This is a genomic window from Rufibacter psychrotolerans (assembly GCF_016924645.1).
GTDB classification, from domain to species: domain Bacteria; phylum Bacteroidota; class Bacteroidia; order Cytophagales; family Hymenobacteraceae; genus Nibribacter; species Nibribacter psychrotolerans.
Map to the genome: position 1 here is coordinate 51004 of NZ_JAFFJV010000013.1, position 19311 is coordinate 70314.

18 protein-coding genes are annotated in these 19311 nt (G+C 55.7%); 15 read left to right on the forward strand and 3 right to left on the reverse strand.

What is annotated here, in order from left to right:
* Window positions 1-383 precede the first annotated feature (383 nt).
* The 12 genes from JT718_RS13285 to JT718_RS13335 all read left to right on the forward strand — a co-directional run bounded on the left by JT718_RS13285 (window position 384) and on the right by JT718_RS13335 (window position 14426).
* Window positions 384-1568 (forward strand): hypothetical protein, encoded by a 1185-nt coding sequence (locus JT718_RS13285; protein ID WP_205503198.1) that lies wholly within the window; start codon window positions 384-386, stop codon window positions 1566-1568.
* Between the two features lie 308 nt (window positions 1569-1876).
* Window positions 1877-3499: a CTP synthase gene (gene pyrG, locus JT718_RS13290; RefSeq protein WP_205503199.1), complete on the forward strand. Its 1623-nt coding sequence runs from the start codon at window positions 1877-1879 to the stop codon at window positions 3497-3499.
* Between the two features lie 15 nt (window positions 3500-3514).
* Entirely contained in the window at window positions 3515-5335 is a 1821-nt protein-coding gene (yidC, locus tag JT718_RS13295; RefSeq protein ID WP_205503200.1) for a membrane protein insertase YidC, read from the forward strand.
* A 662-nt stretch (window positions 5336-5997) separates the two neighbouring features.
* Window positions 5998-6678: a metal-dependent hydrolase gene (locus tag JT718_RS13300; RefSeq protein ID WP_205503201.1), complete on the forward strand. Its 681-nt coding sequence runs from the start codon at window positions 5998-6000 to the stop codon at window positions 6676-6678.
* Window positions 6679-6686: 8 nt separating this feature from the next.
* Entirely contained in the window at window positions 6687-7466 is a 780-nt protein-coding gene (locus JT718_RS13305) for a ParA family protein (RefSeq protein WP_205503202.1), read from the forward strand.
* Between the two features lie 23 nt (window positions 7467-7489).
* Window positions 7490-8416 (forward strand): ParB/RepB/Spo0J family partition protein, encoded by a 927-nt coding sequence (locus tag JT718_RS13310; protein ID WP_205503203.1) that lies wholly within the window; start codon window positions 7490-7492, stop codon window positions 8414-8416.
* A 1-nt stretch (window position 8417) separates the two neighbouring features.
* Window positions 8418-9074, forward strand: a complete 657-nt coding sequence (locus JT718_RS13315; protein ID WP_205503204.1) for a DUF5683 domain-containing protein — start codon at window positions 8418-8420, stop codon at window positions 9072-9074.
* Between the two features lie 4 nt (window positions 9075-9078).
* Window positions 9079-9795: a 4-hydroxy-tetrahydrodipicolinate reductase gene (dapB, locus tag JT718_RS13320; protein ID WP_205503205.1), complete on the forward strand. Its 717-nt coding sequence runs from the start codon at window positions 9079-9081 to the stop codon at window positions 9793-9795.
* A gap of 10 nt (window positions 9796-9805) precedes the next feature.
* Window positions 9806-10912, forward strand: coding sequence for a signal peptidase I (gene lepB / locus JT718_RS13325; RefSeq protein WP_205503206.1), 1107 nt, complete (start codon window positions 9806-9808; stop codon window positions 10910-10912).
* 151 nt (window positions 10913-11063) lie between these two features.
* On the forward strand, window positions 11064-12887 hold the full coding sequence (locus JT718_RS13330) for a glycoside hydrolase family 9 protein (RefSeq protein WP_240337086.1): 1824 nt from the start codon (window positions 11064-11066) through the stop codon (window positions 12885-12887).
* Between the two features lie 56 nt (window positions 12888-12943).
* On the forward strand, window positions 12944-13585 hold the full coding sequence (locus JT718_RS20545) for a polysaccharide deacetylase family protein (RefSeq protein ID WP_374729169.1): 642 nt from the start codon (window positions 12944-12946) through the stop codon (window positions 13583-13585).
* Between the two features lie 118 nt (window positions 13586-13703).
* The gene (locus JT718_RS13335) at window positions 13704-14426 is read left to right on the forward strand and encodes a class I SAM-dependent methyltransferase (RefSeq protein WP_205503207.1); all 723 of its coding nucleotides are present in this window, start codon (window positions 13704-13706) and stop codon (window positions 14424-14426) included.
* 125 nt (window positions 14427-14551) lie between these two features.
* On the opposite strand, the gene ung is transcribed toward JT718_RS13335, so the two are convergent.
* Window positions 14552-15214, reverse strand: a complete 663-nt coding sequence (ung, locus tag JT718_RS13340) for a uracil-DNA glycosylase (protein ID WP_205503208.1) — start codon at window positions 15212-15214, stop codon at window positions 14552-14554.
* Between the two features lie 107 nt (window positions 15215-15321).
* Between ung and apaG the strand changes: the two genes are divergently transcribed.
* The gene (gene apaG, locus JT718_RS13345) at window positions 15322-15708 is read left to right on the forward strand and encodes a Co2+/Mg2+ efflux facilitator ApaG/CorD (RefSeq protein ID WP_205503209.1); all 387 of its coding nucleotides are present in this window, start codon (window positions 15322-15324) and stop codon (window positions 15706-15708) included.
* 13 nt (window positions 15709-15721) lie between these two features.
* Window positions 15722-16507, forward strand: coding sequence for an O-methyltransferase (locus tag JT718_RS13350; protein ID WP_317195511.1), 786 nt, complete (start codon window positions 15722-15724; stop codon window positions 16505-16507).
* Between the two features lie 77 nt (window positions 16508-16584).
* Here the strand turns inward: JT718_RS13350 and kdsA are convergent, their stop codons facing one another.
* Window positions 16585-17397 (reverse strand): 3-deoxy-8-phosphooctulonate synthase, encoded by an 813-nt coding sequence (gene kdsA / locus JT718_RS13355; RefSeq protein ID WP_205503259.1) that lies wholly within the window; start codon window positions 17395-17397, stop codon window positions 16585-16587.
* 187 nt (window positions 17398-17584) lie between these two features.
* Window positions 17585-18202 (reverse strand): methyltransferase domain-containing protein, encoded by a 618-nt coding sequence (locus JT718_RS13360; protein WP_205503210.1) that lies wholly within the window; start codon window positions 18200-18202, stop codon window positions 17585-17587.
* 107 nt (window positions 18203-18309) lie between these two features.
* Here JT718_RS13360 and JT718_RS13365 point away from each other — a divergent pair, with 107 nt between their 5' ends.
* Window positions 18310-19251: a DUF8428 domain-containing protein gene (locus JT718_RS13365; RefSeq protein WP_205503211.1), complete on the forward strand. Its 942-nt coding sequence runs from the start codon at window positions 18310-18312 to the stop codon at window positions 19249-19251.
* Window positions 19252-19311: the final 60 nt, after the last annotated feature.

The following is a 19311-nucleotide window of genomic DNA, read 5'->3' on the forward strand; positions in this document are numbered from 1 at the left end:
AATACCCTCTCCTTCTTCCGGCACCCCCAGCAATTTCTGCTGAACCATTTGCCCCAATCCGTGGGGCAACCTTGCGGTTCACGGGCCAGCCACTCCGAATGGCTTCTGCTGCATGTCTTCCTGTTCTGGGTGCGGTATGTGCTTACCGAAGCAGGCAATTACCGGCTTCCGGAGCAGGCCTGGTCAGGCAAAGCCGTGCAGGTGATGGTAAAAACCAGGCCTGCTTCTTTAGAGAATAATTATAAATATTTACCTTTCAGAATCATTATTCTAATCAATTGGACTATATCCTCCGCTAAACCCGCACCCAACTCCTCTCCAGTCCTTACCTGATGGAATACAAATCGCTTTATTTTAATCTTTTATAACACAATTCCTATTTCATGAAAAAATGTTTACTCACCCTCCTCCTGGTGGTTTCCATCCAGTGTTACAGCTTCGCCCAGGCAGATTTTTTTGAGCCGGGGTATGTTATTGTCAGAGGAGATTCCCTGAAAGGATTTATTGAACGAACCGATGAAACCAAGCTGAGCGTTGCTGTCAATTTCAAGGAAAACTCATCTTCTGCCGTGCGCCACTATGCGGTGGGTGAACTTGAAGGTTTCGGGTTCCCGAAGGACGGCTTGCACTTTGCGCCGGTGCCCGCCCAAATCCGTAGCATCTCTGCCACTGAGACAACCACCCGGTACGCTAAAAAACTGGTGACAGGCTATACCAGCCTGTACAAATTGCAACTCCCCAGAACGGAGCAAGCGCAGGAGTACCTAAAAGACAATGAGCATGTTTACGTGCTAAAGAAAGACACCACCTTTTATACCCTGGCCCAGTATGAGGTACTAACTGACAACGGGTACCGGGTTGACAAAAGATACGTTGGGCTACTTATCTCCCTGCTCAACGACTGCCCCACCATAGCACCGGCCTCGCTCCATAAGGTATCGTTCAAAGATGCGGCGCTTGCTCCATTGATCTCTAAATACAATTCCTGCAAGGACCCCGCCTCCGCCAACATTGCGCACACCTACAAGGCCAAAGCTATGGTGAAGTGGGGACCAGAGGCGGGCTATGCTACTGTGTACGCCCCCAATAAAGATGCTTTCCTCACCGACAAGGACGCCTTCCTGGGCGGAAACGGGTATTGGGCCGGTATCTCCTGGGACATTGTGGCCCCAAACGTGAGCCGCAGGTTCAGCACCAAACTGGGCCTCAACTACCTGAACATACGCTATGACTATCTCTCTAGAACCCGAAACGGGTACTCCGTCAAACCTTATGAAGTGAAGGAGCAAAGGCACATGCTTAGGCTACCAATAGGTACCCAGTACAACTTCAACAACGCTCCGGGCAAGAAGATCTCTCCGTTTGTAAACTTCGGTTTAACCGCCCAATTCTCTGCCAACAGTGACTTTAAGCAGAAAGACATGGTCCCTTTTCTTCACATAGGCGCCGGAGCGTACGTGTGGCAATACAAAGTGATGGCCATGGTAGAGAATTTAGGGTTTAGGCCAGACAACGAAAAGGTGATTTCGCTTGGCGTAGGCTACACGTTCAAGAGCAAGGAGAAGTAACAGTTCCCGGTAAACATCTTCCCACCCACAACCCAACCTCCCTCGCCCAGGCCATTTACCAAATAAAGGGCCTGGGCGGGGGAGAGTCGTTTCTTACCAGTGGCCTTGACGGGCCAAAAAGGCTACGGCCTTTGCATGCCTTGCTCAAGAGGTAAGCGAAACCGGTTTTAAGCCAATTTTCCTGAAAAGAGGCGTAAAACGCAGGGGCCGGACCCTCCTGGTCCCTCCTGCCCCGCCGCATCCAAACATTTTCCCGCCGGTTCCAATAATTTAGAGTAACTTTGCAGTCCATAAGACAAACACTACTTATGGCTTCTGCTAAATACATTTTCGTTTCGGGAGGGGTTACGTCCTCACTGGGAAAAGGCATCATCTCGGCTTCACTGGCTAAATTATTGCAAGCGAGAGGCTTCTCTGTCACCATCCAAAAGTTTGACCCCTACATCAACATTGATCCGGGCACGCTCAACCCCTATGAGCACGGCGAGTGCTACGTGACCGATGACGGTGCCGAGACCGACCTGGATTTAGGGCATTACGAGCGCTTCCTGAACGTACCCACCTCGCAGGCCAACAACGTGACCACCGGCCGCATCTACCACAGCGTGATCACGCAGGAGCGCCAGGGCGCGTACCTGGGCAAAACCGTGCAGGTAATTCCCCACATCACTGATGAGATCAAGCGTCGCATGCTGCTGCTGGGCCAGACCGGCGAGTTTGACGTGGTGATCACTGAAATTGGCGGCAGCGTGGGCGATATTGAGTCCCTGCCGTTTATTGAAGCCGTGCGCCAGCTGCGCTGGGAGCTCAACCCCAATGACAGCGTAGTGATTCACCTTACCCTATTGCCCTACCTTAAGGCCGCCGGCGAGCTCAAGACCAAACCCACTCAGCACTCGGTAAAAGCCCTGTCAGAGTCAGGCGTGCAGCCAGACATTCTGGTGTGCCGCTCAGAATACCCTATTCCGGCCGAAATGCGGAAGAAAATCGCCCTGTTCTGCAACGTGGCGCCCAACGCCGTGATTGAGTCCCTGGATGCCGAGACCATCTACGACGTGCCGCTGCTCATGAAAAAAGAGAAGCTGGACGAGCGCGTGATCAAGAAACTGAAACTGACCAGCAAGCAAGAAGTAAACCTGGACAGCTGGAAAGAATTCCTGGGCCGTCTGAAAAACCCCACCGAGGAGGTGAAGATTGCCCTGGTAGGGAAATACGTGGAGTTGCCCGATGCCTATAAATCCATCATTGAGTCCTTCATCCACGCCGGGGCGTTCAATGAGTGCAAGGTAAAGCTCAAGTTCATCCAGTCTGAGTTTATCACCGCCGAGAACGTGCACACCCACCTGGAAGGCATGGACGCCGTGCTGGTGGCCCCGGGCTTCGGTGAACGCGGGTTTGAGGGCAAGCTGGAGGCCATCCGCTACGTGCGCGAGGGCCAGATTCCGTTCTTCGGGATTTGCCTGGGCATGCAGACGGCCGCCGTGGAGTTTGCCCGCAACGTGCTGGGTCTGCAAGACGCGGCTTCCACCGAGATGAACCCAAGCACCCCCCACCCTGTTATTGACATGATGGAGGAGCAGAAGAGCATCACGCAGAAAGGAGGCACCATGCGCCTGGGCTCTTATGCCTGCGACCTGAAAAGAGGCTCCAAGGCGTACCAGGCCTACGGCAAGGGCCACATCTTTGAGCGTCACCGCCACCGCTATGAGTTCAACAACAAGTACCTGCAGGCCTTTGAGGAGGCGGGCATGCACGCCACCGGCGTTAACCCAGACACCGGCCTGGTAGAGGTGATTGAGCTGCAGCACCACCCTTGGTTTGTGGCGGCCCAGTACCACCCAGAACTGAAGAGCACGGTCCTGAACCCGCACCCGCTGTTCGTTCGCTTTATCAAGGCGGCCATCACGTACTCTAAAAACAGAAACAAATAACCCTTATTAACTTCTATGGATAGAAATTCAGCAATAGGCATGGGCCTGATTGCCGTGATTATACTGGCTTACAGTATATTCTTTATGAAAGGACCGGAGCCACAGCCGGTGCAACAGAAGAAAACAGCAACTACCGCCGCCCCGGCGGCCACCACCAATACCGCCAATGACTCCCTGGCCCTGGCCCAACGCGCTGCCCAACTGGGCGAGTTCGGTGCGCTGGCTACCGGCCAGAACCAGACCACCGTTCTGGAAAACCAGGTGCTCAGGATCACGTTAGGCACCCAGGGCGGAAAAGTAGAGCAGGTAGAACTGAAGAACTACAAAACCTGGGACCAGAAGCCCCTCATCTTGTTTGACAAGGAGAGCAGCCAGCAGGAGTTCACGTTCCAGACCAAGGGCGGCCGCAGCATCAGGCTGTCTGACCTGTTCTTTCAGCCCTCGGCGGTAACCAGCCTTACGGTAAATGAGAAGCCGGCCAAGGCCATCACCTTCACGGCCCAGGTGGCCCCCGGCCAATCCATTGAGCAGGTGTACACCCTGCGAGACGACTCCTATGAGGTAGGCTACCAGCTGAACTTCCGGGGCATGGAAGGCCTGGTGGCGCAGCAGCCCATCCAGCTGACCTGGACCGATGAGCTGAAGCGCCTGGAGAAAGACATCAAGCAGAACCGCAACCACTCTACCGTTAACTACTACACCGCCGACGGCAGCTTTGACAACCTTTCGGCCAGCGCCACTGACCCTGAGAGCGAGAAAGTGGCGGAGCCGGTGAAATGGGTGGCCAACAAACAGAACTTCTTCACGGCCGCCATCATTGCGCAGAACAACTTCGCCAGCGCAGAGGTGAGCAGTGCTTTCAACGCCGAGGACACCACCCAGGTAAAGACCCTGCAGTCTAAGCTGACCGTGCCGGTGGCCGACGCCCTGACCGGCAAAGCCAACTTCACCTACTTCTTCGGCCCCAATGACTACGATGTGCTCAAGAACGTGACCGATGAGTTTGACCGCAACCTGGAGCTGGGCTGGGGCATCTTCGCGTGGGTGAACAAACTGCTCATCATTCCCGCGTTTGACTTCCTGGAAGACTTCATTGGCAACTACGGCATCATCATCATCCTGCTGGTACTCTACATCAAGCTGATCCTGAGCCCGCTTACCTACAAGTCGTACATCTCCATGGCCAAGATGAAGGTCCTGAAGCCCGAGATTGACGCCATCAAGGAGAAGCACGAAGGCGACATGCAGAAGACGCAGGCCGAAACCATGGCCCTGTACTCCAAGATGGGCGTGAACCCCATGAGCGGGTGTATTCCCATGCTGCTGCAGATCCCTATCCTGTTTGCCATGTTCAACTTCTTCCCTAACTCTATTGAGTTGCGGCAGGAGCCGTTCCTGTGGGCGCATGACCTGAGCACCTATGACGTGTTTGCCATGCTGCCGTTCACCATTCCGTTCTATGGCAACCACGTGAGCATGTTCACCCTGCTGATGACCGCCTCTACCATTCTGTACACGTGGTCTAACAACCAGGTAAGCTCCATCCAGGGGCCTATGAAGTTCTACTCGTACCTCATGCCGGTGATCTTCATGTTCGTGCTGAACAGCTTCCCGGCTGGTCTGAGCTTCTACTACTTCGTGTCTAACATTGTGACCTTCGGCCAGCAGGCCCTGATCAGACGCTTCGTAGACGATGCCACCATCCGGAAGAACCTGGAAGAGTATCAGGAGAAGAACAAAGGAAAGGAGCCCAAAGGAGGCTTCCAGAAGCGCCTGCAGGAGGCCATGAAAGCCGCCGCAGAGCAGGAAGCCAAGCGCAAGAAAGGCACCAAATAACAGCCTTTTAGTCCCTTAGAGAAAGCCCGGTTCACGCCGGGCTTTTTTTATGCGTTTTTCATGAAACAACCTCAAAGCAAACCATTAGGCATCAACCACTTACAAACGCCCATCTAAACAAAAAAAGCAGGTAAAACCGGGATCTGTTTCCTAGTTCTGGACGGGTGAAAAGGAGCCGAGACACGCCTATGTATGCCTCAAAAAGTGGCCAAACAGCCCATTAGCCAACACTAATCTGGTTAGTATTTGATCAATCCTATTTTGGGGCTGTTTTCTCTAAATTGGCCCCAAAACAGCAGGGCCAACGCCCGGAAAGCAGCAATTCTGGACCGGAATCCGGGCACTTTGGAGGTGGTTTGGGGCGCTCTTTTGGTACTTAACCTGCTTTCGGCGGCCCTCTAAACCAGCCGGTCGCTCCTTCGGCAGCAGCCCGGGGCGGCGGGCCGCTGCCGCCCCGGCCAACCCAAACCTAAAATGATAACTATCAGGGCTCTAAGCCTGCTTGATTCAACAAGATGGCAAACTCCGTTTTTGGGCCAAAATGGGGATAAATAACTGCAAAGTGTTAATAAGTCTTGGCTGCAAGTCTCTCCAAATTACCTTATCTTTGTAAAAGCGTATGCTTTATCTGGTAGTTAAACGTCTCTATTGGCACAAGAAAGATGAAAATCACTTATTACGGACAATCTTGCTTTCTTTTTGACATGGGTGGTACCAGGGTGCTCTTTGACCCCTTCATCACTCCAAATCCATTAGCATCTGAGATTGACATTGATTCCATAGAATGCGATTACATCCTGCTCTCGCACGGGCACGGAGACCACGTGGCAGACGCGGAGTACCTGCTCAAGAAGACCGGCGCCACCCTGGTGGCCATGTTTGAGATTGTGAGCTGGTATCAGAAAAAGGGTGTGGAGAACGTTCATCCTATGAACACCGGCGGAAAGGTGCACCTGCCCTTCGGTACGGTGAAGATGGTGAACGCTGTGCACTCCAGCTCATTGCCAGACGGAACCTACGCAGGCACCGCGGCCGGCTTTGTGGTAGAAAGCGCCGAGAAAACCTTCTACTACGCCGGCGACACCGCCCTGCACATGGACATGAAACTGATTGGCGACCGTTATCGTTTGGACTTCGCGCTCCTGCCCATTGGGGACAACTTCACCATGGACATGGAAGACGCCCTGGTAGCGGCCAATTACGTGAACGTGAATAAAATCATCGGGATGCACTATGACACCTTCCCGTACATAGAGATTGATCATGTGGAGGCCCTGGAGTTAGCCCGGCGCCAGCAGAAGGAGTTGATATTGATGGAGATTGGTCAAACATTAGAACTGTAACCTGTAGAATGGGAAAGATAATTGCCGTTGCCAACCAGAAAGGCGGGGTGGGAAAAACCACTTCGGCCATTAACCTGGCAGCCAGCTTAGCCGCTTTAGAATACAAGACCTTGCTGGTAGATGCTGACCCGCAGGCCAATGCCACCTCCGGCATCGGGTTTGACCCGAAAGACATAGAGAACAGCATCTACGAGTGCATGGTAGACAGCGTGCGCACCGAGGACATCATCATGTCTTCTTCCATCGATTACCTGGACCTGATCCCGTCGCACATTGACCTGGTGGGGGCCGAGGTGGAGATGATCAACCTGCCCAACCGCGAGGAGAAGATGAAGCAGGTGCTGGTGCCGCTCAAGGAGAAGTACGACTTTATCATCATTGACTGCTCTCCTTCTTTGGGTCTCATCACGGTGAACTCGCTCACCGCGGCAGACTCGGTGATCATTCCGGTGCAGTGCGAGTACTTCGCCCTGGAAGGTTTGGGCAAGCTCCTGAACACCATCAAAATCATCCAGTCTCGCCTCAACCCCGACCTGGAGATTGAAGGCCTGCTCCTGACCATGTATGACGTGCGCCTGCGCCTGTCTAACCAGGTGGTGGAGGAAGTGAAGATGCACTTCCAGCAGATGGTGTTTGACACCATTATCCCCAGAAACGTGAAGTTGAGTGAATCTCCAAGCTTTGGAGTACCGGCCATCTTGCATGACGCGGAAAGCAAAGGCGCCATCAGCTACCTGAACCTTGCCCGCGAGATTGTAGAGAAGAACGGAGTGGCGGTTGCCCAGTAGTATCTTTAGAATAAATTACCTACATGTCTGATAATTCAGCAAAGAAGAAACCCGGAGGCCTTGGAAGAGGCCTCAACGCCTTAATTGCGGGCAGTTATGACCGGAAAGCCCCCTCTACCCCAGAAGAAGCATCATCCACCCTTAGCGCTGTCAATACCATCGCAGATATTAAATTAACCCAGATTGAGACCAACCCTTTCCAGCCACGTACCCACTTTGACCAGGTGGCGCTGGAAGAATTGGCTGAGTCTATCCGTGTACAGGGCATCATCCAGCCTATCACGGTCCGGCAGCTAAACGCCGAGGCGTACCAGCTCATCTCGGGTGAGCGCCGTTTCCAGGCGGCCAAGCTGGCCGGACTGGAGACCATTCCCGCCTACATCCGCAAGGCCGATGACCAGCAGATGCTGGAGATGGCCCTGATTGAGAACATTCAGCGCGAAAACCTCAACGCCATTGAGATTGCCCTGAGTTACCAGCGGCTCCTTTCTGAGTGTAACCTGAAGCAAGAGGAACTGGGCGAGCGCGTGGGCAAGAAACGCACCACCGTCACCAACTACCTGCGCCTGCTCAAATTACCGCCCGACATTCAGATCGGGATCAGGGACAACCTCATCTCCATGGGCCACGCCCGCGCGGTCATCAACATTGACGACGTGGAGAAGCAGCTGGAAGTGTACCGCAAGATTGTGAACGAGGAACTGTCGGTGCGCAAGGTGGAGGAACTGGTGCGTAACATCAACCTGGCCAATAAAAAGCCCGACCCACAGACCAAACTAGACCTTCATCCGTTTGAGAATGAAGTGAAGCGGGTAGAGTCAAGGCTTTCTTCTTATTTTGGTACCCGCATTCACGTAAAGGCCTCTGCCGAGGGCAAGGGGGAAATCAAAATCCCGTTTGTGTCGGTAGACGAGCTGAACCGAATCCTGGAAATCTTAAACTACGCCTAACATGCGGCAGTTCGCGGCCCTGTGCTTCTTTTTTGTTGGTTCACTGGGCATCCATTTCGGCGGCACGGCACAGGTAGTAACCACTGGCGCAGACTCTGCGCGGGTGGCTACTCCCCCGCCCGCTGCGCAGGCCCTGGACACTACCCAGCAAAAGGGCTTCAAGCACTGGAGCCGGCCCGCCAAGGCCGCCTTCTACTCGGCGGTACTGCCGGGGCTGGGCCAGGCCTACAACAAGAGCTACTGGAAGATTCCGCTGGTGTACGCCACCGGGGCCGTCATTGGCTTCTTCATCTACGACAATAACCGCAAGTACCAGGATTTCTCCAGAGCCATCAGAATCCGGTTTGACGGAGATCCTTCCACCATTGACGCCTACGCCGAAGACAACGTGTACGGGGTAGGCCGGCCCAATGACCAGGGAAGCATTAACCTGCGCTCCTCACGCGACTTCTTCCGCAAGTACCGTGACCTGGACATCATTCTGGGCGTGCTGGCCTGGGGCCTCAACGTGATGGAGGCGCACGTAGACGCCCACCTCAAAGCGTTTGACGTAAGCGAAGACCTTTCCCTGCAGGTAAAACCCAACCTGTTGCCCCTGACCGGGGTTCCCACGCCTTCTTACTCGGCGGGTCTGTCCCTGCAACTTACCTTGAAATAAAACTATGCGCATATTACTGATTGGGTACGGCAAAATGGGCCAGACCATTGAGCGGCTGGCCCTTGCCAAAGGCCACCAGATTGTGGGCCGCCTCACCGTACACGAGGCCGACCAGCTGGCCAACTTCACGGCCGACCAGGTAGACGTGGCCATTGAGTTCACTAGCCCAGACGCGGCGGTGGGCAATATCCTTACCTGCTTCAGGAATAAAATTCCGGTGGTGGTGGGCACCACGGGCTGGCTGCAGCACCTGCCCACCATCAAAGAGAAATGCCAGGAACTGCAGGGCACGCTTTTCTATGCCTCTAACTTCAGCGTGGGCGTGAACCTGTTCTTCCACTTTAATGAGTACGTGGCCCGGAAGATGCAGCAGTACCCCGAGTACGGCGTGCAGGTGAAGGAAATTCACCACGTGCACAAGCTGGACCAACCCAGCGGCACCGCCCTCTCCATTGCCGACGGCATTCTCAGGCACTATCCGCAGAAACAGGGCTGGATCAATGACGTGACCCAGGAACCCGACCTGCTGGGCGTGGTTTCTGAGCGCGAGGGCGAAGTTGTGGGCACCCACATTGTGCAATACACCTCAGAAAACGATACCTTTGAGCTACACCACATAGCACACAGCAGAGAAGGCTTTGCCTCTGGTGCCCTGCTGGCCGCCGAATGGCTGCCGGGCCGCCAGGGAATCTTTGGCATGACTGATCTGCTACAACTCTAACTCTGATTGCATGAGCATCCGTTTTTGGACCAAAAAGGAAACCAAGCCTAAAAAGAAAAAAGGCTTTTTCAGAGAATGGGGAGATGCCATTCTCTTTGCTGTTGTAGCGGCTACCCTCATTAGATGGGCCACGTTTGAGGCGTACACCATTCCCACGCCTTCCATGGAGAAATCCTTGCTGGTAGGCGATTACCTGTTTGTGAGCAAGCTGCACTACGGCCCGCGCACGCCCATCACGCCGCTGCAGGTGCCGCTCACGCACCAGACCATCTGGGGCACCAACATCCCGTCCTACTCAGATGCCATCCAGCTCAAGTCTTACCGCCTGCCGGGTTTTTCTTCCGTGAAGAACAATGATGTGGTGGTCTTCAACTGGCCCGCCGATGTAGCCCACCCCACTGACCTTAGAATGAATTATATCAAACGCTGCATTGGCATTGCCGGCGACAAGATTCAGATGAAGGACATGCAGGTGTACATCAACGACAAACTGGTGCCGGAGCCCGAGCGCGTACAGTACGCCTACGGCCTGCTCACCACCACGCCCATCAACAGCAAGTTCTTCAAAGACAACGACATTACCGATGTGCAGGAAGCGTTTGGCGGCATTGGCTACGTGATCAACACTACCCCGGCCACGGCCGAAAAGCTCAAGGGCTTTGACTTCATCAAAGAAGTGGTGCTGTACAAAGACAGCGTAGGCTCTGTGCGGGCCGATGTGTTCCCGTTCAAGCCTTCTGTTTATCCTTACAACAAAGACAACTTCGGGCCGTTCATCATCCCCAAGGAAGGCATGACCGTGGACATCAACCCCCTGACCATTCCGCTCTACGAGATGGCCATCCGGAAGTACGAAGGCTATGCGCCCGAGGCAGTAGTGGTGCAGGAAGACAAAATCCTGATCAACGGCCAGGAGATCAAACAGTATACCTTCAAGCAAAACTACTACTGGATGATGGGCGACAACCGCCACAACTCAGAAGACTCGCGCTACTGGGGGTTTGTGCCCGAAGACCACATTGTAGGCAAGGCGGTCCTGATCTGGATGTCGGCAGACCCTACGGAGAGCCTGTTCAACAAAATCCGCTGGAGCCGTATCTTCAAAGGAATTGAATAACACAGCCGTTTTAGGGCCAAATCTTCCAAAACAGGCCTAAAACACCCCGTACCTTTACCGAACGCCGGCCCTAAGCCGGCGTTTTTGGTGTAGGCTTTCGCCAAAGCAAAAAGAAGGGTTATATTGGCCGGATAAACCATTCCCGTCCCCTATGCGCCCCTTACTCCTACTACTCTTTGTCGTTACTTTCTTCTGCAGCCCAACACAAGCCCAATCCCCCGCGGCACCTTCAGCCTGGATCAGGATCAACCAACTAGGCTACCTTCCTTCCTCTCCCAAAGCCGCCGTGTACGGGGCCAAACAAGACCAGAAAATCACCTCCTTTACCCTGCACGACGCCCAGACCCACAAACGGGTGCTCAAGAGCAAAAAGGTGAAAGGCTTTGGGGCTTACACCGCCTTCACCACCACCTACCGCCTGGATTTCACAGACTTCAATAAGCCGGGCACCTATTACCTCAGCGCCAACGGGGTAAAGTCGCCGGTGTTCACCATTGGGAGCCAGGTGTATGACCACACCGCCGATTTTGTCCTGCGTTACATGCGCCAGCAGCGCTGCGGCTTCAACCCTTTCCTGAAAGATTCCTGCCACACCAAAGACGGCTTCATGGTCTTCCACCCCACGCCGGGCAAAGACTCTACTTTTGTTGACGCCACCGGCGGCTGGCACGATGCCTCTGATTACCTGCAGTACGTGACCACCTCGGCCAACGCCACGTTCCAGCTTCTGTTTGCGTACCAGCAGAACCCCGGCGCCTTCAAAGACGAGCACCAGGCCAACGGCTTGGCGGGCGCCAACGGCATCCCCGACATTCTGGATGAAGCCAAGTGGGGCCTGGACTGGCTCCTGAAGATGTACCCGCAGGCCGACCTGATGTTCAACCAGATAGCCGATGACCGCGACCACGCGGGCTACCGCCTGCCCAACCAGGACAAAGTAGACTACGGCAAAGGCCCCGGCGCCGGCAGACCGGTGTACGTGGTAAGCGACAAGCCGCAGGGCTCCTTTAAGTACAAGAACCGCTCTACAGGGGTGGCTTCCACGGCCGGCAAGTTCGCCTCGGCGTTTGGGTTGGGCGCGCAGGTGCTGGCCCAGCACTTCCCGGCGTACGCGCAGCAACTGCAGACCAAGGCCCAGCAGGCGTACGCCTTCGGGTTGGCCCGCCCCGGGGTGAGTCAGACGGCTCCCGGCAAGGCCCCTTACTTCTATGAGGAAGACAACTGGGTAGATGACATGGAACTGGCCGCCGTGCAACTGCACCGCCTCACCGGCCAGGACGAGTTCCTGCGCAAAGCCGCCGAGTTTGGCCGCCAGGAGCCCATCACGCCCTGGATGGGCAAAGACACCGCCCGCCACTACCAGTGGTACCCGTTCATCAACGTGGGCCACTATTACCTGGGCGCCTCCCAAGACGCCACCATCAAAGCAGAGTTCCTCCAGAACCTGCGCCAGGGCCTGGAGGCGGTGCAGGAACGAGGCAAAGACAATGCGTTTCTCATGGGTGTACCGTTCATCTGGTGCTCTAACAACCTGATCACCGGCCTAGCCACCCAGGCCATGCTGTACCGTCAGCTCACCGGCGACCAGCGCTTTGCCCAGATGGAAGCCTCGCTGCGCGACTGGTTGTTCGGGGCCAATCCCTGGGGTACCAGCATGGTCATTGGTTTGCCAGACCAGGGGGTGTACCCCAAAGAGCCGCATTCGTCGCTCACCGTGCTGCACCAGTACAAGCTGGATGGGGGCCTGGTAGACGGCCCGGTGTACGGCAGCATCTTCCGCAACCTCAAAGGCATCCAGCTGGTGAAGGAAGACGAGTTTGCCCCGTTTCAGTCGGGCCTGGTGGTGTACCACGATGACTTCGGCGATTACTCCACCAACGAGCCTACCATGGACGGCACGGCCAGCCTGAGTTACCTGCTTTCGGCCCTGCAGCTGGAAGGCAAGGCAGCCCCCAAAGCCGCAAAAAAAAAGTAAGCACATTTCAGGGAGCCATCACCCGGGGTGATACCAGCAGGAAACAACTCACCCTGCTGTTCACGGGCCACGAGTTCGCCGACGGCGCCTCCACCATCAGGAAGGCGCTGGACCGGCACCGGGTGAAGGCGGCCTTTTTCCTGACCGGCGACTTTTACCGGAACCCGGCCTTTGCCCGCGAGATCAGGAAGCTCAGGAAAGCCGGCCATTACCTGGGAGCCCACTCAGACCGGCACCTGCTCTACGCCGACTGGGCCAAACGGGACTCGCTGCTGGTGAGCAAAGAAGCGTTTACCGCCGACCTGCTGGCCAACTACGCCCAGATGGCCCGGTTCGGTATCAAGAAAGAGGAAGCGCTCTTCTTTCTGCCGCCTTACGAGTGGTACAACCAAACCATCGCCGACTGGACCTCAGACCTGGGCCTTACCCTCATCAACTACACGCCCGGCACCCTCTCCCACGCAGATTACACCTTCCCCGCCCTGGGCAAACAGTACCGTACCAGCGAGGTGATCCTCCGCTCTATCCTGGACCACGAACAGAACGCCCCGCACGGCTTAAACGGGTTCCTCCTGCTCCTGCACATCGGCACCGACCCGGCCCGTACCGACAAGTTTTACCACCACCTGGATGCCCTCCTGACCGAGCTCAAACTGCGCGGCTACCAGTTTGTTCCCCTGGAAGCGCTGCTGCGCTAATCCGTTTCGGGCCGATTTTCCAGAAAACAGGCGCTAAACAGCGGCGCCAATTTCATTTCTACCGCAGAAACGCTACTTTGCTCTGCCAGCGCCCTAAAGCTGGGTAAACCCAAAAGCCATGGCTATCACCTTAGACCAAAAATCAACCGTACGGGAAATAGAGGAACGTTTTGACAAAGACGTGGAGCGTTTCGCCAACGTAGAGACGGGCCAGCTGTCCACCATTGATGCGCCGCTGTGCCTGGAACTGATCACCGAGGCCGCCCGGGCCGCTTCGCCGCAGGCCAGCCGCCTGCTGGACGTGGGCTGCGGGGCCGGCAATTTCTCCCTCAAGATGCTCTCCAAACTGCCGGACCTGGCGTGCACCCTGCTGGACCTGAGCCGCCCCATGCTGGAGCGGGCGCAGGAACGGGTACGGGCAGAAACCACGGGCACCGTTGAGCTGCTGCAAGGCGACATCAGGCAGATAGAATTCCCCCAGAACCATTTTGACATTATCCTGGCGGGCGCCGTGCTGCACCATCTGCGCGAGGAGGCGGAATGGCGGCTGGTGTTTGAGAAACTGTATCGGTCGCTCAGGCCGGGTGGCTCCCTCTGGATCTCTGACCTGGTGGCGCATGATGCCCCGCAGATCAACCAACTTTTCTGGCAGCGGTACGCCGATTACCTGACCCAAGTGGGCGGCGAGGATTACAAAGACCACGTGCTGGCCTACATTGAAAAGGAAGACTCGCCCAGGTCGGTGACGTTTCAGCTGGACCTGCTGCGGCAAGTAGGGTTCAGGCAGGTGGAACTCCTGCACAAGAATGCCTGCTTCGCGGCTTTTGGGGCCATCAAGTAAGGGCCTGTTTTAAGGCATTTCTCCAGAAAACTGCCCAAAAACGAAGGAATCGGCTTACTGCCTGGGTTCCTTTACCACCTTGTTTAGGGGCTGTTTTCAGGAAAACAGCCCCTAAACAAGGTGGCTTACCAGTCTACCTCCGGCAGCCCGTGCTCGCGCAGGTAGGCGTTGGTCTTGCTGAAGTGCCGGCTCCCGAAGAAGCCTTTGTCGGCGGCGAAGGGGGACGGGTGGGCGGCTTTCAGGACCAGGTGCTTCTGCTCGTCAATGATCAGGCCCTTTTTCTGGGCGTAGGCGCCCCAGAGCAGGAACACCACGTGCTCCTTCAGGTCAGACACTTTCTTGATGACGGCATCGGTGAACTCCTCCCAGCCTTTCTTCTGGTGTGAGCCGGCCTGGTGCGCCCGCACGGTGAGGGTGGCGTTCAGGAGCAGAACACCCTGCTCGGCCCAGCGCTCCAGGTTCCCCGATTTGGGGATGGGTTTGCCCAGATCGGCCTGGATTTCCTTGAAGATGTTCTGCAACGAGGGTGGCGTTCTGAGGCCCTCGCTCACGGAGAAAGCCAGGCCGTTGGCCTGCCCGGGCCCGTGGTAAGGGTCCTGCCCCAGAATGACCACGCGCACCCGGTCAAAGGGGCACTCGTCAAAGGCGTGGAAGATCTGCTTGCCCGGCGGGTACACCTGGGAGGTGGCGTATTCGGCCTTCACAAACTGGATTAAGTCCTGGAAATAAGGCTTTTCAAACTCGTCCTGGAGTACTTGTTGCCAGCTCGGCTCAATTTTTACCTGCATAGAAGAGGTAGTTGTTTAAGGTTTTTCGCGTATTTTTACTCTAGAATCCGGCTGGCAAAACTAAAATGCCAGATAGCCTGTTCCCAATATACCAAATTAAGGCACGCATGGATACGAAAACAACCCAAGGAGTCACTGTCAATGTCACGACAAATTACCTCCCTGACTATTCCAGTCCGGCCCAGCAGCACTTTGTCTTCGCGTACAAGATCACCATCCGGAACAACAGCGAATTTACGGTAAAGTTATTACGCCGCCACTGGCACATTTTTGACTCCAACAACGAAGTAAGGGAAGTAGAGGGCGAAGGCGTAGTGGGCCAGCAACCCGTACTGGAGCCGGGCGAAAGCCACCAGTACGTCTCTGGCTGTAACTTAAAAACCAGCATTGGCAAGATGTCTGGCACTTACCTGATGGAGCGCCTGGTAGACGGCCGGCAATTCCACGTGGTGATTCCGGAGTTCACGCTCATTATCCCTTACAAACTCAACTAATCCCGCTTCTATTTTGCAGCACGCTGCTATGCTCTACCGGTACGCCTCCTTCTGGTGGCGGTCAGGGAATGCCCATGGGTTGCATTCCCCTTTTGTTTTTAACCTGTACTGTTTCATCATCCACCATGAGGGGCACTTCCTGGCCTACGACGCCGTGGAAAACCTGCGGGAGGAGCTGTTGCAGGACCACCGAGTGCTGGAAGTAACCGACTTTGGGGCTGGCTCCCACGCCGGGGCTACCCGAAAAAGAAAGATTTCTGACATTGCCCGTACCGCCGCCAAACCGGCCCGGCTGGGGCAACTGCTGTTCAGACTGGCCAACCATTTCAAGCCCGCCACCATCCTGGAACTGGGCACTTCCCTGGGCCTCACCACCGGCTACCTGGGCCTGGCCCGCACTTCTGCGGCGCTGTACACGTTTGAGGGTTGCCCGGCCATCGCCGCGCAGGCGCGCAGGAATTTCAGGAAGCTGGGGCTGGAGAACGTTACGTTGGTGGAAGGCAACCTGGACCACACCCTGGCCCCTACGCTAGCCGGGCTGGACCAGGTGGATTTTGTCTTCTTTGACGGCAACCACCGCCTGAAGCCCACGCTGCGGTACTTTGAGCAATGCCTGACCAAAGCCCACGAGGGCTCAGTGTTTGTCTTTGATGATATTTACTGGTCTGCTGAGATGGCCCAGGCCTGGAAACAGATAAAGGAGCACCCGCGGGTACTGCTTACCATTGACCTGTTCTACCTGGGGTTGGTCTTCTTCAGAACCAACCAACCCAAGCAACACTTTTCGCTGAGGTTCTAGGCTGCGGCTCTCATGAACCCTAAAAACCAAAAAAGGCCTGTTTTCCAGAAAACAGGCCTTTTTTAATAAACTAACGCTTAGCCTTGAACGGCCTGTCTGATTCTGATGAGGCGACGCATGAGGCCTTCCAGCTGGGCCAGGGGCAGCATGTTGGCTCCGTCTGAGCGGGCGCTGGAGGGGTCTGGGTGGGTCTCAATGAACAAGCCGTCGGCGCCTACGGCGATGGCCGCTTTGGCGATGGTCTCAATAAGGGCCGGGCGGCCGCCCGTCACCCCAGATGACTGGTTGGGCTGCTGCAGCGAGTGGGTCACGTCCATGACCACCGGTACCTGGTTCTCGCGCATGATGGGCAGGTTACGGAAATCCACCACCAGGTCTGAGTACCCGAACGAGTTGCCACGGTCGGTCAGGATCACGTTGTCGTTGCCCGAGTCTTTGACTTTTTCCACCGCAAACTTCATGGACTCGCCGGACAAAAACTGCCCTTTCTTGATGTTCACCACTTTGCCGGTCTGGGCGGCGGCAATCAACAGGTCGGTCTGGCGGCACAGGAACGCGGGGATCTGCAGCACGTCTACGTACTCGGCGGCCATGGCGGCCTCGTGGGTTTCGTGGATGTCGGTCACGGTGGGGATGTTGAACGTCTCGCTCACCTTGGCCAGGATCTTGAGGGCCTTTTCATCGCCAATGCCGGTGAACGAATCCCGGCGCGAGCGGTTGGCCTTGCGGTAAGAGCCTTTGAAGATCAGGGGAATCTGCAGCTTGTCTGAGATTTTCACCAGCTCTTCGGCAATGCCCAGGGCCATTTCCTCGCCCTCAATGGCGCAAGGACCCGCCATCAGAAAGAAGTTGCCCGAAGCCGTATGCTGCAGTTTTGGAATGTTAATCATCATAATTGTCTAGTGGTTTGCGCCCGGCGAGCCAGGCGGTTTTTGCATGTATGTCAGGGTTTGCTACAGCCTCTCTGTTTTGGCCCCCTTTCCAGGAAAACAGGCCCAATACGAGCGTCCCTTCCCCTGCGCTACTGTAATGGAAAGCAATTGGGGTAAGTTTTAGCTGCGCCAAAAGTACAGAATTCTACGCGATAAACTGTGGCCGGTCGCGCCGTTGCAGCACCATAAACAGCTCGCGGCCCTGGCGCGGCGGCACCGAGTTGTAGCAGGGCGCAAAGTGTTTGAACGTAAAGTACGGCTCAAAATAGGCCTGGTACTCCCAGGCGGTTCCGCCGAAGGGTGGGCCGGGGCTCTGGAACTCCTCAGAGAACAGCAGGCCCACCAGTTTTCCGCCGGGCTTCAGGATCTCAAACATCTGCCGGGCGTACTGCGGCCGCAGCTCCCTGGCCAGGGCGCAAAAGAAGGTCTGCTCCAATACCAGATTATACTGCCCCGGCGTTAGGCTAAAGAAATCTTGCTGCAACAGGTGGTCTTGTGGAAAGGTGGGCACCCGCCGCCGGAAGTTCTGCAGCGCCGAAGCGGCAAAGTCCAGCAGGTACACGTTGGTGAACCCTTTTTGGTGCAGGTACTCGGCCTCGTGCCCGTTGCCGCCGCCCGGTACCAGAATGCCCAGGGAAAGATCCTCCACCTGATCCAGGTAGGCTTTCAGGGGCGGAGTGATCGCTCCCACGTCCCACTGGGTCTGGTCCTGGTGGTAGCGCTGCTCCCAATAGTCCTGGTCAAGGCTGTTTTCATGTCTCATGGGCTGAAGTAAGTATTTTACCCCTTTATTTGCAAAGGATAGAGAGAACCGTATTTTTGTAAGGATAGGTATTGTCCTAAAACCATTAAAACACCCTAGAATCCGCTATGGCGAACGAAACCCCAGAAAAGGATAGCAACCGGAAACTGCTAGTAGTAGGACTTATCATTGTGCTGCTCAGCATTAACGGTATCCTTATTTACATGCAGCAGCAGAAGACGCAGGAGAACGAGGAGCAGAAAGAAATCATCAAGGTGAAGAGCACCGAGCTGGAAAACCAGATCAAGGTGTACGAAACCCTTAAAGCCGATTACGAGCGCCAAAGTGCTGAACTGAGCGCCATGGGGCTGACCAATGATTCCCTGGAGTCCAGGATTGCGGCCATCAACGCTGACCTGGCGCAACTGCGGGCCTTCAGAAACAGCTCCTTCACCGTGGCCGACCAGAAACGTTTCCAGCAGCGGGCCCAGAACCTGGAACTGGCCTTGCGGCGGAAAGACGAGGAACTGGCCAAGCTCAAGGACGACAACGAAGAACTGTTCACCGAGGTAACCGGCCTCAAGACCACCCAGAACAAACTCACCGACTCCATCACCACCCTGGCCACCGACAAGAAAGCCCTGGAGGAAAAGGTAAACCTGGCCTCAAAACTGGAGGCCCAGAACATCACGGTTTCTATAATTAATGATAAAGGCAAAGAGAAAGCCGACACCGAGGAAGAATACAAAGCCAAGCGCGTAGACCGCATCAAGCTTACCTTCAGGCTGGGTAAAAACGAGGTGGCCCCCAAAGAGAACAAGGAGATCCTGATGCGCCTGATTGAGCCAGACGGGTCTGCGCTGTATAACCTGGCCACCGGCTCGGGCACCTTTGAGTACGAGGGCAAGGAGCAGTTCTACACCGCCAAGCGCGACATTGTGTTTGACAATACCCAACAGCAGGTCACCTTCATCTACTCCAAAGGCACCCCCTACAAAACGGGTAAGCACATTGTGGAGCTTTACGCCGGCGGCTTCCTGATCGGGACCACTTCCTTCACCCTGAAATAAGCGTTTACCGCCCCTTTTCCAAAAAAGCGCCCCGAAACAGGATTCTGTTTCGGGGCGCTT